We start from the raw sequence: 14,052 nt of genomic DNA on the forward strand, positions 1-14,052 counted from the left end.
CACTTTTTCCCGATTTCACCCTTGACGCCCCCCGCGCCATCCCTTAGTGACGCCGCCAGTGGCTAGGTAGCTCAGCAGGTTAGAGCACGTGACTCATAATCACGGGGTCGGGGGTTCGAGTCCCCCCCTCGCCACCAACTTACCCCCTACAACCATCACCGGAATCCGCCCCGCAAAGGGCAGAAAAAGTGCCGACCTCCTCGGCTTCCAGGGGCCGCCGCGCGCCGTTCCTGCGCGGCCGCGAGGTCCTGGCGCAAGGGGATGATCTCTCGATCAAAGAAATCCTCCTCCACGCGGCCCGCGTTCAACGACTTTTGCAGCCGCTCGATCGCGGCCGTCGCCCGGTCCCTGTCGCGCGCTGCCGTGGCGCGGGTCTTGGCTGCCGTCCGCCGGTCCTTTTGCGCCGCCTCGATGAATGCGGCGACAAGATCCGGTTTTTTCAGACCCTCGATCAGACCGTCGATCACCGCGCGCCGAATTTGGTCGAACCGACAGCTTCGCCCGTTGGGGCAGGTGCCGCTTTCCCGGAAGGTGGAACACTCTCCCCCGACCCCATCACCGCGCGTGTCGTGCATTGCCAGACTGCCATTGCTCTTCCGGGACAAGCGCGAGGTGCGAAACCTCGGCGCGCTGCCATTCTGGGTCCGGGTTGCCCCTCGGAACACGCTTTCCGGTGCCCGGGAACACGAGCCGACCGGATCTGCCGGAAAGGTCCGGTTCAGGCGGGCAGCAGCGGCGCGATGATCCGCTTCATTTCCTCCGACCCCGGCTTGACCGGCGCGCCCCAGGTGGTCACGACCTGCCCCGCGCCGTCCAGCAGCACCTTGTTGAAGTTCCAGTTCGGCACGAACCCCCGCGTCTGGCGCAGCCACCGATAAAACGGATGCGCCGCTTCCCCGAGGAGGAGGACGGGTTCGCTCATCGGCACGGTCATCCCCCAGACGGTTTCGCAATAGGCCCTGGTTTCGGCGGCGGTGTCGAATTCCTTGCCGAAATCATCCGAGGGCACCGCCAGCACCCGCAGCCCGCGCGGGCCCCATTCTTCGTGGAACTGCTGCAGATCGCCCAGCTGCGCCTTGAAACTGCACTGCGAGGCGGTGTTGACCACCAGAACCGGATGGCCGCGCCAGCGCGCCAGCTCGATCGGCTCTCCGCCGCCGATCGGGTCGAACCGGAAGGCCGGGGCCTGGTCGGCCCGCGCGGCGGCATCTGCCAGAAGAGAGATCCCGCCCGCAAGGAAGACGCGGCGGTTGAGACGAAACGACATGGGAGCCTCGCGTTTGAAAGGCGCCCCCGGACGGCGGCGTCGGGGGCGCGTTGATTACCAGGTGACCTGCGTGCCCAGCCAGACGCTGCGGCCCTCGACCCAGGGGTTTTGCAGCGTCGACGGGCCTGCGCTGTCATCCAGCAGGTTGGCGATCTTCAGCTTCAGATAGGCCTCGCGGTCGCCATCGGTGAAGATCCGCGCCTGCGCCGAAAGGTTGATCTGCGCATAGGTCTTGAAGCGGTAATCCTCGAACAGGCTGTGCGGCCGGTCGCCATAGGTCGGGTTGGTGTGGGTTTCATCGACATCGGTGTCGCGCACCCCGTCATAGGCGAAGTTGATGTCGGCGCCGATGCCAAGCCCGTATTGCCCGTCCTTCCAGCTGGTCTGCAGCTCGACTTGCGCGCGCACCGGAATATCGTAATTGCCCGTCAGCTCGCTGAATTCCGCGCGGCTGTAAGAGGTGCCGCGATACCAGATCAGATCAAGCTCGTTCAGCGCGTCGTCGCTGTCGTAATAGCTGCTGGCCGAGGTCTTGTTGTCGGCGAAGACCCCGGAGACGCGCAGCCCGACACTGTCCAGATTGCGCAGGCGCGTCCGGTCCCAGACCCGGTCGTATTCCAGCCTGGCTTCGCGATAGCGGCTGCTGCCCGCGTTGGTCAGAAAGTTGATCTCCTTGCCATCCGCGCCGGTGCGCGCGGCCTGGGCGAACTGGTCGCGGCCGTGCCGATCCAGCAGGGTCAGCCGCCAGACGCCTTCGGACCAGGGGTCATCTGCCGTCATCCCCAGCTTGATCTCGTCGGTATAGGGGGTGTCGAGCCCCTGCTGGGTGTAGCGGTAATGGCCGAAATCGTAAAAGGTCCAGTCCCCGGTCGGGCTGAACCGCATCCGGTTGATCGCGATCGGGGTGTTGTCGTGGATCGCATAAGCCAGATAATCGTCCGAGTAATAGCGGTTCAGGCCCAGATCGACGCGCAGCGCCTCGTTGGGCCGGAAGGCCAGCGAGAGGCGCGGCGCAACATCGGTGTTGTCCAGCACGTCATTGCGGTCCAGCCGCAGACCGGCGCGCAGATCGATCCTGTCCCAGCTCTTTTCCCATTCGGTGAAGGCCTCGAGCTTGTGCGCCTCGACCGTCGTCGCATAGGCGGGGTAGATCACCTTGATCCAGGCATATTGATCGGCGTTGCAAAAGGCATCGCCCGGTGCGCAGACACCGCTGAAATTGCGGTTGAAGGCGGCATAGGCGGTGGTGTCTTTCAGACGGCTGCGGCTGGCGCGGGTCTTTTGCACCGCGGCGCCAAAGCGCAGCTCGCCCCCGGCAAGGGCGCGGCTGACCTTGAGATCGGCGCGCAAGCTGTCGTCGTCAAGACGCTTGTCGCCGGTAAAGCCCCCCTCCATGCAGGACACATAGCCCGTGGTCAGCGCCCCGACGTTGCACCAGCCCAGCGCGCCATCAAGCGTGGTGTTGTCATAATAGCGCCCGATCCAGTTGGCGAAGTAATCGACGTTGCTGTCATTTTCCACATCATTGGTCGCATAGGTCAGGCTCGAGGTCATGTCCCAAGGGCCAAAGCTGTTTTCATACAGCGCGGTGAGGGTGCGCGCCCGGGTCCGGGTGGCCAGCGTATAGCCCCAGGCGTAATTCGACGCCCAATCCTGATCGTAATCGGTGGCCGCCGCCGACAGCGAAAAGACGCCGCCGTCATCGGCCTGATGGCGCAGGGCAAGGCGCGCGAAATCGCTCGTCGTCTCTGCTTCCACATCCTCGCCAAGATATTGATAATCAAGCTGCTTGCGCCCCCAGGCGGCGTTGCGGCTGATCGAGAAAAGCAGCGCCGTGCGGTCGCTCAGCGGCGTTTCATATTCAAAGCCGATCTCGCGCCGGGTCCATTCGGGCTTGCTGCGGCCAAGCGGATTGCTGCCCTCGGGGGTTCCGTTGCTGTAATGCGTCAGCGCGTCCGACGTATAGCCAAAGGTGTAAAGCCCGCGCTTTTCGCCGGAGGGCTCGCGCAGGCGATAATTCACCACCCCGCCCTGAAAGCCGCCGTATTGCGCCGAAATGTCCGAGGTCTGCACCTCGACCTTCTCAATGAAGGCCTCGGGGATATACTGGCTTTGCGGATGCAGGCCGTAGATCGTGTTGATGCCGGTGCTGCCATCGGCCTTGTCGAGCGGGGTCGCCGTGAAGGGCTCTGCGGCGACGGTGCTTGAAATGCTCACCCCGTTCATCATGAACAGGTTCTCGTTCACCGAGCCGCCGGAAATGGAAAGCCTGGACGGCTGAAGGTTGAGCTTGGTGTCGGAATTGGTGCCGGTGTCGAAGGCGCCGTCCACGGTGCGGCGGGTCTCGTCCTGCACGCCGGGAAGCGCCGCGATGGCCGCGTTCACATCGCCCGAAACACCGCCGAAAAGCGCGATCTCGCCCGTTTCGACCTCCTGCGCGCCTTCCGAGGTCTCGGTCTCGCCTGCCTTGTGGTGGCGCACGACGATCGGCGCCAGGGTCGCCGCGTCGCTGCCTTCGGTCTCCGGCACCGCCTGAGCGAGGGCGGGCCCGCCCAGAAGCAGCCCCGAAACCAGGGGGCAGGTCAACAAAAGGAATAGTCCGGGTGTCTTGCGCATCATGCCCCCAAGGCGGCAAAAGGGTTGCGACCTTTCGCTGGCTGAGGCTGGCGTCGAAGCTGTCGTTAACGGCTTGGCGCGCGCAATTCAAGATGCGGCACGGGGGATCTTGACCTTCCCCCGCGATCAAAGGCAGGGTTGGTCAACCCGTTCCCCAGCCGGCGCCAGGCAAGACAGGGCCCTCCCTCATAAACGAAAGTTTGCCATGCGTCTCGCCCGCCTGTGCCTGTTCTCTGCCCTGAGCCTGTCTTTCCCCGTGATGCCTTGCGCCGCCCACACGCCGCCCCCCGCCGCCGATCCCCTGCGCCCGGGCTTCACCGCCCCCCTGCCCGCCGATGTCGCCGCGCTGGACCCCAGCATCCTGCTGGGCGACCGGCTGGTGGCGGTGGCGCGTCATCTCGGGGTCGAAAGCCGCGCCTTTTCCCTGCGGCAGAACGATGCCGCAACCGAGATGGCAAAGCTGCCGTCCGGGGCGCTGGCGCTGAGCTCGCCGCGGGTGATGGCCGATGTGAACAGCTGCGAAATTCTGGTGGCGGTTCTGGAAACCCAGCCCGAGCGGATCCTCGTCGAGCAGACGGGCGCCACCGCGGCAGCCGAGATCTTGCAGGATCCGATGCGGCTGATGCCGCTGATGACGGCGGAAGGCGGCCTGATCGCGGTCAACCATGTGAAGATCGAGATCGCCGATTACACGCTGGGGGATGAGCTTTTCATTTATCAGATCGGGCAGATGCTGAACCGGGGGGCCAGGGCGGAGGCGCTTTTGCAGGCGCGCGAGGCAACGCTGGCGCGCGTCGAGACGCTGTTGCCGCTGCCCGCACGGCCCAGAACGCTGGTGCTCTCTGCCGGGCCGGACGGGACCTTGCGGCAGGAGCTGCGCGCAAGCCCGATCTCGCGCGACCTGCTGGACCGGCTCGGTCTGGAAAATGCCGCGCGGCCTTCGGCAAACGGGGGCACGGAAGACGGGGCCGCGCGCGCGGCGATCAACGGGGCGGAACTGGCCGCCCTTGCGCCGGAGATGATCGTGCTGACCGGCGAGCCGGTCGCCGCGCGTCGGGCGCTTGACGCGGCCCTCTCGGCCGTGCCCGCGGCAGCGGCCGTTCCTGCGGTCGCGACGGGGCGCATCGCGGAATTGCCCGGGTGGAACGGCTACGACATCATCGCTTATCCCGCGCTTCTGGAACGCTGGGCAAGCACCTTGCGCCGGATGGCCCCCGTGCCGCCTCACCTGCCGTAAAAGGATGCTGTCGAGATTTGACCTCCTTCTGCAGGGATTTTCCTGCCGTTCGGGCATGTTGGGACCGTCTGTATCCCGCGATGCAGGGCCGGATGCTGACGGCGGCGGTCGAAGCCTGTCCGCCTGGCCCGACCGGGCCGCGCATCGGCAGGATCGGCCGCCGCCCTCACCATGGGCCTGAACGGATATGCGGCGGGATCGCGGCGGGTGACGAGGATGGAGGCGACCATCGGCAAGATCGGAACGCGCGCCAACGCGCGGATCGCCGCGCCTGCAGGACGCGGCGCAAGGGGGGGCCGGGCAAATCGTGCCGCTGCGCAAAATCGGTCGGCGCCCCGACATTCGGCCGCGGATCGATGCGGTCACTGCGGCGCCTGTTTGGTGGCCGAAGAGCTTTCAGGAGGTCACATCGGCCTTTCCAAGCCGGTCGGGGGGCGGGTTCCCCACCAGCGCCGCCACCTGATCGAACATCTGACCGATCCGGTCGCAGGCCGTTTGCAGCACCTGCGCGCGACGGGCGACGAAGGCCGGATCTTGCTGCAACTCCAGACATCTCTCGACCTCGAGCCGCTGCGCCGCCGCCGGTTTCGACAGCCAGTCAGCGCCCAGCAGACATTCCGCCGTCAGCCCGAAATCTTCCAGCAGACCCTCGATCTTTGCGGTATTCGACCGGAGCGCACAGACCGGCCGCCCCGCGCAAAGCGCGCCGATCATGCCGTGAAACCGCCCCGTCACCCAGGCCCGCGCCGCCATCAGATCGGTGATCTGCAGCAGCCGCGGCCAGACCGGGCCGGAGCGGTCGGAAGCGTCCTGCCGGATCCGGCCCAGCGCCGCCCCCGGCATGGCGAAATAGGGCAGCGCACCGGCTTCGGCAAAGCGCAGCAGCGCCGCGGCGGCCTCGGGGACGACATTGTCCATCACCGCAACCGCCTGCACGGCCGCCGGAAAGCTGCCCGACCGGGCGACCTCCCGAAAGATCGGGATCGAGGCATCCGGCGTCACCCGGGCCGGAAAATCCGGCGGCAGCGCGGCCAGGGACCGGCTGTCGCGGACATGCACGACATCGGCCAGCCGCAAGAGCGCGGCCATCGCGTCGTCATTCGCCTCCCAGACCGTGTTGAGGACCGCCACCTTCATGCCAAGGCTCTGGCCGAACCGGCAGGCCTCCAGCAGCGCGCGGGCCCGCGGCGCGCAATGATGCAGCGTCCCTTCCCCGTTGAGGACAAGAAGCTGCGGTGGCGTCGGGCCCTGCGCCAGCAGCGCGCGCAGCCCCGCCAGATCATTGGCCCAGCCGGCCTCCTGCAGGCCGCGCGCGGCAAGATGGCTGCGAATCGAATGACAGGCGTAAAGCGTACCCAGATGGAACCCGCCGCCCAGCCGCGCGGTGTCATTGAGCAAAACATATTGCGGCGGCGGCGGCGGCGGCATCTGGCCCTGCGCCCGGGCGGGCGGGGCCGGTCTGGGCCGGATCGGCGCCACCGGCAGATGCGGCGGCCAGGTGTGGCAGGACTGGCGTCGGCCGAAGCGGGAAAACACCGTGTCCGAGGCCAGGGTGCGGCTGACAAGCTGGCGGCCGATCCGGTCGACAAGGCGGGTGTGGGTCAGCGTGCGGTCAAGCCGGTGCAGCAGATTGGCGATCATGTCGCCGACGCCGACCATGAAACTGCTCAGCCCGTCATGCAGCTGGCGGCGCTGCCCCAAGGGCGCGGCGGGCTGGCGCACCGGCCCCTCCATCAGGCGCTCGGTCTCGAAGAGCTTGACCGTATTGACGAAAAGGGTCAGCAGGATCGCCGCCCGGGCTTCCTCGGGGTCGTCGCTCTGATCGCTGATCGTGTCGCAGGCCGAGACCAGCCAGCGGCTGTCGAGGATCTCGAGCAGCAGATCCGCATGCTCCGCCCACAGGCTGCGATAGTGCCGGTAGACCGTCTCGGTGGCGATCTTGCGGCGCAGCAGGACGGTCATGGCGGCATGGGCGAACTTGATTTCCGGCTGGCCGACGAACTCGCGCCGCAGCAAGGCGAGATGTTCATCAAGATCGTTGCGGCGGCCGAAAAAGGGCTGATAGGGCGTCCCGTCGATCACCCGATGGCGCATCGCCTCGAAATCGGGGGTCTGCGCTGCGGTGAAATCGTCGACGTTGACGCTGGCTGGCATGGGGCGGACCTGGCTTGTCAAAGGCCGGAGGACGACCGGCAGATCATCGGGCAGAGGCAGCCCCTGCCGGTGTCACGGTGCGGGGCCCGCGTCCCGAAGGGGGCGGCCCCTGCATGCGACGGGGGGCCGAAGCCCCCCGCCAGCGATCCTTTGCCCGAAGCGACGCTTCGATCAGACCTTCAGCGCCGGGATGATCTGTTTCTTGCGGCTCATGATGCCCGGCAGAACCACGGTGTCGCCGGTCACGCTGCAGGGGAAGCTGGCTTCCGCGATGCGCTTGACGAAATCGTTCGGCACCAGCAGCGTCGCCTCTTCCTTCAGGATGTCGACGACGAACAGAAGCACCTGATCGGCGCCGTCTTCTTTCGCCACATCGACCATCGAGGCCATGAGGCTGTCCTTGCGGTCCAGGATCAGCTTCGGCGCGGTGGTTTCCAGCACCGAGACGCGCAGCTCCTTGCCGTCGACGGTGTATTCCTTGCTGTCCATGCGCAGAAGTTCGGCATCCGAGAACTCGGACACGTCCGATTTCGCCTCGAACATCGCGGTGGCGAGTTCGGCGATGTTCACGCCCAGATCGGCGGCCAGTTTCTCGCAGACGGCCTTGTCATGCGCGGTGGTGGTCGGGCTGCGGAATTCGAGCGTGTCGGAGAGGATGCACGAGAGCATCGCGCCCTTGATGCCGCGCGGCGCCGTTGCCACGGCCTCGCCCATCAGGTCGAACATGATCGTCGCGGTGCAGGCCAGCGGACGGATGGTGATGTCGATCGGGCCCTTGGTTTCCAGACCGCCGACCAGCTTGTGGTGGTCGATGATGGCCAGGATGTCGGCCTTGTTGATGCCCTCGGGCAGCTCGGCCGGGTTGTTCGTGTCGACGATGACGACCTTTTCACCGGCTTCGACGCCCGCGATGATTTCCGGCTTCGGCAGGTCCCAGTGTTTCAGCACGAAAGCCGCTTCGGTGTTGGGCTCGCCCAGCAGCACCGGTTTCGCGGGCTGGCCCAGCACCTCGGTCATGTACCAGGCCCAGATGATGGGCGAGCCGGTCGAGTCGGTGTCGGGGGATTTGTGGCCGAAAACCTTGGTGGTCATGCGTTCCTCGGAAGGTTTGATGGGGATTTTGGCGCCTTATAGGGCTTTGCCCCCCGCTTGTCACGCTTTGCGCAACCGATTTCGCACCCGCAGCATCACGCGCGCGTGATCGGCGCCCGTGCAAATTTTTCCGCCCCCGGGTGTTGACAGGCCGGGGGGGCGATGACTAACTCCCCTGCCGTTAGCACTCGCTACCCGTGAGTGCTGAAAGCATGAACCTGGAACCTTAGGGAGTGACCCAGATGGCATTCAAACCGCTGCATGACCGCGTGCTGGTCAAACGCGTTCAAAGCGAAGAAAAAACCAAGGGCGGCCTGATCATCCCCGATACGGCGAAGGAAAAACCGGCCGAGGGCGAAGTTGTCGCCGTGGGCGCGGGTGCGCGCAAGGATTCGGGCGAGCTGATCGCCCCCGCCGTCGCCGTGGGCGACCGCATCCTGTTCGGCAAATGGTCGGGCACCGAAGTGACGCTTGATGGCGTCGAAATGCTGATCATGAAAGAGTCGGACATCATGGGGATCATCTCGTAATCCACGAGAAGACCCTGATCCCCAACGATATTTGAAGGAGCCGAAAGAATGGCAGCCAAAGAAGTCAAATTCTCGACCGACGCCCGCGACCGGATGCTGAAAGGCGTCAACATCCTCGCCGATGCGGTCAAGGTGACGCTCGGCCCGAAAGGCCGCAACGTGGTCATCGAAAAGTCGTTCGGTGCGCCGCGCATCACCAAGGACGGTGTCTCGGTCGCCAAGGAAATCGAACTGGCCGACAAGTTCGAGAACATGGGCGCGCAGATGGTGAAGGAAGTCGCTTCCCGCACCAATGACGAAGCCGGTGACGGCACCACCACCGCGACCGTTCTGGCGCAAGCCATTGTCCGCGAAGGCATGAAAGCCGTCGCCGCGGGCATGAACCCGATGGATCTGAAACGCGGCATCGACCTGGCCACCACCACGGTCGTCGAAGCGATCAAGGCCGCCGCCCGCCCGGTGAAAGACAGCGACGAAGTCGCGCAAGTCGGCACCATCTCGGCCAACGGCGAAGCCCAGATCGGCCGCTTCATCGCGGACGCGATGCAGAAAGTCGGCAACGAGGGTGTGATCACCGTCGAAGAAAACAAGGGCATGGACACCGAAGTCGAAGTCGTCGAAGGGATGCAATTCGACCGCGGCTACCTGAGCCCCTATTTCGTCACCAACCCCGACAAGATGATCGCGGATCTGGAAGACGCCTACATCCTGCTGCACGAGAAAAAACTGAGCTCGCTGCAGCCGATGGTGCCGCTGCTGGAAGCCGTGATCCAGTCGACCCGTCCGCTGATCATCGTCGCGGAAGATGTCGAAGGCGAAGCGCTGGCGACCCTCGTCGTCAACAAGCTGCGTGGCGGCCTGAAGATCGCCGCCGTCAAGGCGCCGGGCTTCGGGGATCGTCGCAAGGCGATGCTGCAGGACATCGCGATCCTGACCGGCGGTCAGGTGATCTCGGACGACCTCGGCATGAAGCTGGAAAACGTCACGCTCGACATGCTCGGCCGTGCGAAGAAGGTCACGATCTCGAAAGAGAACACCACGATCGTCGACGGTCATGGCGACAAGGCGGAAATCAACGCCCGCGTGGCGCAGATCCGCACCCAGATCGAGGAAACCACCTCGGACTACGACCGCGAAAAACTGCAAGAGCGCGTGGCGAAACTCGCCGGTGGCGTTGCGGTGATCCGCGTCGGCGGCATGACCGAAGTCGAAGTGAAAGAGCGCAAGGACCGCGTTGATGACGCGCTGAACGCGACCCGTGCGGCCGTGCAAGAAGGCATCATCGTCGGCGGCGGCGTGGCTCTGGTTCAGGCCGCGAAGAAGCTGAACGACCTGACCGGCGCGAATTCGGATCAGGATGCGGGCATCTCGATCGTGCGTCGCGCGCTGGAAGCGCCGCTGCGTCAGATCGCCGAAAACGCGGGCGTCGATGGCGCCGTCGTGGCGGGCAAGGTGCGTGAATCGGCCGACCCGGCCTTCGGCTTCAACGCCCAGACCGAAGAATATGGCGACATGTTCGGTTTCGGCGTCATCGACCCGGCCAAGGTCACCCGCACCGCGCTGGAAGATGCGGCCTCGATCGCCGGTCTCTTGATCACCACCGAATGCATGATCGCCGAAAAGCCCGAGCCGAAAGCGGCCCCGGCCGGCGGCATGGGCGGCATGGGCGGCATGGACATGATGTAATCTTCCCTGCCGGGGAAGATCGAAGGGCGCCCGCAAGGGCGCCCTTTTTCGTTGCGGATCAAGCGGTTATTGCTGCATGCCCTTGATGTATTCCATCAGCCGCACCAGCCGCGCCGGGGTCGGCGTCGCGATGCCGTCGCCACTGTCGTAAAGCACCACCGGCCCGTCCAGCATCGGCTCGAAGGACGGCATCTCGCCCGCCTGCGCCCCGATCATCTCGCCATGTTCGCGGTGGCCGACGATCTTCGACATCACCCGCGCCTCGGGAAAGCGGCCGTCGTTCATCATCGTCAGATCAGCCAGCGAGACCGGATGCAGCTTCAGCTCCTGCGCGATCGGGCCGGGATCGCCGCCGGTGCCATGGCAGCCCGCGCAGTAATCGGCATAGTCCCTTGCGGGCGAGGGCGCCGTCAGATCGACCGCCCCCATGCAGGCCGCCAGCCCCATCGCCCCGCCAAAGCAAATCAGAATCGCACGCATCGCACACCTCCCTTTGCGCCCAGCAAAGCACGGGGTCGCCCCCCGCGCCCTGATGCAGCGCAAATGGCGGGCCTCAATGCGCCTCGGCCCAGCTCGCCCCCTGCCCCGCATCGACGACGAGCGGCACCGAAAGCCGCACCGCCGGATCGGCCGCCCCCTCCATCACCGCCCGCGCCGTGGCGATCAGCGGATCGACGGCGCTTTCCGCAACTTCAAAGATCAATTCGTCATGCACCTGCAGCAGCATCTTCGCGGGCAGATGCGCGATGGCGGCGGGCATGCGGATCATCGCGCGGCGGATGATATCGGCCGCCGCCCCCTGGATCGGCGCGTTGATCGCGGCGCGTTTGGCAAAGCCCGCGCCCGGCCCCTTGGCGTTGATTTCGGGCGTGTGGATCTTGCGGCCGAAAAGCGTCTGCACGAAGCCGTTCGCCTTCGCGAAGGCCACGGTTTCGTCCATATAGGCGCGGATGCCCGGGAAGCGCTCGAAATAGCGATCGATGAAGCCCTGCGCCTCACTTCGCGGAATGCGCAGGTTGCGCGCCAGGCCGAAGCCGGAAATCCCGTAGATCACGCCGAAGTTGATCGCCTTGGCGCGGCGGCGCACCATCGGGTCCATCCCCTCGACCGGCACGCCGAACATTTCCGACGCCGTCATCGCGTGAATGTCGATGCCACGGGCGAAGGCCGCCTTCATCTCGGGCAGATTCGCGACATGGGCAAGGATGCGCAACTCGATCTGGCTGTAGTCGAGCGAGACGATGCGATGCCCCGGCGTCGCCACGAAAGCCTCGCGGATGCGGCGGCCCTCGTCGGAGCGCACGGGGATGTTTTGCAGGTTCGGATCGGTCGAGGCGAGCCGCCCGGTGTTCGCCCCCGCGATACTGTAAGAGGTATGCACCCGGCCGGTGTCGGGGTTCACATGCGTCTGCAGCGCATCGGTGTAGGTCGATTTCAGCTTGGCGATCTGGCGCCAGTCGAGCACCTTGGCCGCCAGGTCAGCCGCCTGCTTGTGATCCTCCATCGTGGTGATGTCTTCAAGCACATCGGCCCCGGTCGCATAAGCCCCGGTCTTGCCCTTTTCACCGCCCGGCACGCCCAGCTTGTCAAACAGGATCTCGCCCAGCTGCTTGGGGCTGCCCACGTTGAAGCTTTGCCCCGCAAGGGCCTGGATTTCCTCCTCAAGCCCCGCCATGCGCTGCGCAAAGACATTCGACATCCGGGCCAGAACCGTGGGATCGACCTTGACCCCCGCCATTTCCATTTCCGCCAGAACCGGCACCAGCGGCCGCTCCAGCGTCTCGTAAACCGTGGTCACCTGCGCCCGGTGCAGCTGCGGCTTGAAGGCGGCCCAAAGCCGGTAGGTGATCTCGGCATCCTCGGCCGCGTAGGCTGTGGCCTTGTCGAGCGGCACCTTGTCAAAGGTGATCTGCGCCTTGCCGGTGCCGATCAGCTCCTTGATCGGAATCGGCCGGTGGCGCAGATATTCCTCGGACAAAGCGTCCATGCCATGCCCGTGCAGGCCCGAGAACATCGCGTAAGACATCAGCATCGTATCGTCGAAGGGCGCCACGCGGATGCCGTGCCGGGCGAAGATCTTCCAGTCGTATTTCATGTTCTGGCCGATCTTCAGGAGGCTTTCATCTTCCAGAACCGGCTTCAGGATCGCCAGCGCTTCATCCATCGGCATCTGCCCCGGGGCCAGCGCGGTGGTGCCGAAAAGATCGTCGCCTCCCGTCGTGTGCCCCAGCGGAATGTAGCAAGCCCGCCCCGGCCCGGTTGACAGGGACACCCCCACCAGCTCGGCCTGCATCTCATCGAGCGAGGTGGTCTCGGTATCGACGGCCAGCACCCCGGTCGCCTGCGCCGTGGCCAGAAAGTCGCGCAGCGCCGCGGGATCGGTGATGCGCTGATAAAGGGCGGTGTCGATCGGCGCCACCGCCTCGGCCTGCGGGGCAAGGCGGGCCTGCGGCGCCGCCCCCTCGGCCCAGCGCGCGGCGGCGTCGGATTTGGGCGCAGGTGCCCCCACCGGCACCTCGCGGCCGAATTTCTCGGCGACGCGTCTGGTCAGGGTGCGAAACTCCATCGCCTCCAGAAAGGCGATCAGCGCCTCGGGCTCGGGCTCCTTCACCGCAAGACTGTCCAGCCCGAAGTCGAGCGGCACATGGTCTTCCAGCGTCACCAGCCGCTTCGAGATCCGGATCTGATCAGCGAAATTCACCAGCGTCTCGCGGCGCTTCGGTTGCTTGATCTCGCCCGCCCGTTCCAGCAGCGTTTCCAGATCGCCATAATCCGCAATGAGTTGCGCGGCGGTCTTGATGCCGATGCCCGGGGCCCCCGGAACGTTGTCGACGGAATCCCCCGCCAGAGCCTGCACGTCGATCACCCGGTTCGGACGCACGCCGAATTTCGCCTCGACCTCCTCGGGGCCGATGACGATGTTCTTCATCGCATCCAGCATCACCACGCCATCGCCCACCAGCTGCATCAGATCCTTGTCCGAGGAAATGATGGTGACGCGCCCGCCCGCCTCGCGCGCCTGTCGGGCAAGGGTGGCGATGATGTCATCGGCCTCATAGCCCTCGATCTCCAGACAGGCGAGGTTGAAGGCGCGGGTGGCGTCCCGCGTCAGCGGAAACTGCGGCCGCAGATCCTCGGGCGCGGGGGGGCGGTTTTCCTTGTAGGCGGGATAGATCTCGTTGCGGAAGGTCTTGGAGCTGTAATCGAAAATCACCGCCGCATGGGTGGGCGCATCGGCGCCCTTGGCGTCTTCGATGTAGCGGAAGATCATGTTGGTGAAGCCCGCGACGGCGCCGACGGGCAGGCCGTCGGATTTGCGCGTCAGGGGCGGCAGCGCGTGATAGGCGCGGAAGATGAAGGCCGAGCCGTCGATCAGATGCAGATGGCAGCCCTTGGTGAAACTCATGTGCGCCTCCCTTTTGCTTCGTTGTGCCACAGCCCCCCGCAAACGAAAAGGCGGCCGCAGGGCC

The 14,052-nt window shown here is 65.6% G+C and carries 10 protein-coding genes and 1 tRNA gene; 4 read left to right on the forward strand and 7 right to left on the reverse strand.

Annotated elements, in window-relative coordinates; translation table 11 throughout:
- Positions 1-60 precede the first annotated feature (60 nt).
- Positions 61-137, forward strand: a tRNA-Met gene (locus tag RCAP_RS12230).
- An 18-nt stretch (positions 138-155) separates the two neighbouring features.
- Here the strand turns inward: RCAP_RS12230 and RCAP_RS12235 are convergent.
- The 3 genes from RCAP_RS12235 to RCAP_RS12245 all read right to left on the reverse strand — a co-directional run bounded on the left by RCAP_RS12235 (position 156) and on the right by RCAP_RS12245 (position 3,853).
- Positions 156-575, reverse strand: a complete 420-nt coding sequence (locus RCAP_RS12235) for a hypothetical protein (protein WP_023911687.1) — start codon at positions 573-575, stop codon at positions 156-158.
- Between the two features lie 143 nt (positions 576-718).
- Positions 719-1,267: a glutathione peroxidase gene (locus RCAP_RS12240; protein ID WP_013068181.1), complete on the reverse strand. Its 549-nt coding sequence runs from the start codon at positions 1,265-1,267 to the stop codon at positions 719-721.
- A 54-nt stretch (positions 1,268-1,321) separates the two neighbouring features.
- A complete protein-coding gene (locus RCAP_RS12245) occupies positions 1,322-3,853 on the reverse strand; it encodes a TonB-dependent receptor (RefSeq protein ID WP_023911689.1) in 2,532 nt (843 codons plus the stop codon).
- Positions 3,854-4,088: 235 nt separating this feature from the next.
- Here RCAP_RS12245 and RCAP_RS12250 point away from each other — a divergent pair, with 235 nt between their 5' ends.
- Positions 4,089-5,120 (forward strand): ABC transporter substrate-binding protein, encoded by a 1,032-nt coding sequence (locus RCAP_RS12250; RefSeq protein WP_013068183.1) that lies wholly within the window; start codon positions 4,089-4,091, stop codon positions 5,118-5,120.
- Between the two features lie 396 nt (positions 5,121-5,516).
- Here the strand turns inward: RCAP_RS12250 and RCAP_RS18590 are convergent, their stop codons facing one another.
- The gene (locus tag RCAP_RS18590) at positions 5,517-7,274 is read right to left on the reverse strand and encodes a polysaccharide pyruvyl transferase family protein (protein ID WP_013068184.1); all 1,758 of its coding nucleotides are present in this window, start codon (positions 7,272-7,274) and stop codon (positions 5,517-5,519) included.
- Between the two features lie 171 nt (positions 7,275-7,445).
- A complete protein-coding gene (locus RCAP_RS12260) occupies positions 7,446-8,366 on the reverse strand; it encodes a manganese-dependent inorganic pyrophosphatase (RefSeq protein ID WP_013068185.1) in 921 nt (306 codons plus the stop codon).
- Between the two features lie 242 nt (positions 8,367-8,608).
- On the opposite strand from RCAP_RS12260, the gene RCAP_RS12265 reads away from it, so the two are divergent.
- Both RCAP_RS12265 and groL read left to right on the forward strand, forming a co-directional pair.
- Positions 8,609-8,896, forward strand: coding sequence for a co-chaperone GroES (locus RCAP_RS12265; RefSeq protein ID WP_013068186.1), 288 nt, complete (start codon positions 8,609-8,611; stop codon positions 8,894-8,896).
- A gap of 48 nt (positions 8,897-8,944) precedes the next feature.
- Positions 8,945-10,582 carry a chaperonin GroEL gene (gene groL / locus RCAP_RS12270; RefSeq protein ID WP_013068187.1) on the forward strand — a complete coding sequence of 546 codons (1,638 nt, stop codon included), beginning with the start codon at positions 8,945-8,947 and terminating at the stop codon, positions 10,580-10,582.
- 66 nt (positions 10,583-10,648) lie between these two features.
- Here groL and RCAP_RS12275 read toward each other — a convergent pair whose 3' ends face one another.
- Both RCAP_RS12275 and polA read right to left on the reverse strand, forming a co-directional pair.
- The gene (locus tag RCAP_RS12275) at positions 10,649-11,062 is read right to left on the reverse strand and encodes a cytochrome c family protein (RefSeq protein ID WP_013068188.1); all 414 of its coding nucleotides are present in this window, start codon (positions 11,060-11,062) and stop codon (positions 10,649-10,651) included.
- A gap of 73 nt (positions 11,063-11,135) precedes the next feature.
- Positions 11,136-13,988, reverse strand: a complete 2,853-nt coding sequence (gene polA, locus RCAP_RS12280; protein WP_013068189.1) for a DNA polymerase I — start codon at positions 13,986-13,988, stop codon at positions 11,136-11,138.
- Positions 13,989-14,052 lie beyond the last annotated feature (64 nt).

The organism is Rhodobacter capsulatus SB 1003 (genome assembly GCF_000021865.1).
GTDB lineage: Bacteria > Pseudomonadota > Alphaproteobacteria > Rhodobacterales > Rhodobacteraceae > Rhodobacter > Rhodobacter capsulatus_B.

Excerpts from the sequence above, each read along its gene's own strand:
- groL (WP_013068187.1), top strand. The coding sequence starts at position 8,945 with ATGGCAGCCAAAGAAGTCAAATTCTCGACCGACGCCCGCGACCGGATG.
- RCAP_RS12260 (WP_013068185.1), bottom strand. The coding sequence starts at position 8,366 with ATGACCACCAAGGTTTTCGGCCACAAATCCCCCGACACCGACTCGACC.
- RCAP_RS12240 (WP_013068181.1), bottom strand. The coding sequence starts at position 1,267 with ATGTCGTTTCGTCTCAACCGCCGCGTCTTCCTTGCGGGCGGGATCTCT.
- RCAP_RS12265 (WP_013068186.1), top strand. The coding sequence starts at position 8,609 with ATGGCATTCAAACCGCTGCATGACCGCGTGCTGGTCAAACGCGTTCAA.
- polA (WP_013068189.1), bottom strand. The coding sequence starts at position 13,988 with ATGAGTTTCACCAAGGGCTGCCATCTGCATCTGATCGACGGCTCGGCC.
- RCAP_RS12250 (WP_013068183.1), top strand. The coding sequence starts at position 4,089 with ATGCGTCTCGCCCGCCTGTGCCTGTTCTCTGCCCTGAGCCTGTCTTTC.
- RCAP_RS18590 (WP_013068184.1), bottom strand. The coding sequence starts at position 7,274 with ATGCCAGCCAGCGTCAACGTCGACGATTTCACCGCAGCGCAGACCCCC.
- RCAP_RS12235 (WP_023911687.1), bottom strand. The coding sequence starts at position 575 with ATGCACGACACGCGCGGTGATGGGGTCGGGGGAGAGTGTTCCACCTTC.
- RCAP_RS12275 (WP_013068188.1), bottom strand. The coding sequence starts at position 11,062 with ATGCGTGCGATTCTGATTTGCTTTGGCGGGGCGATGGGGCTGGCGGCC.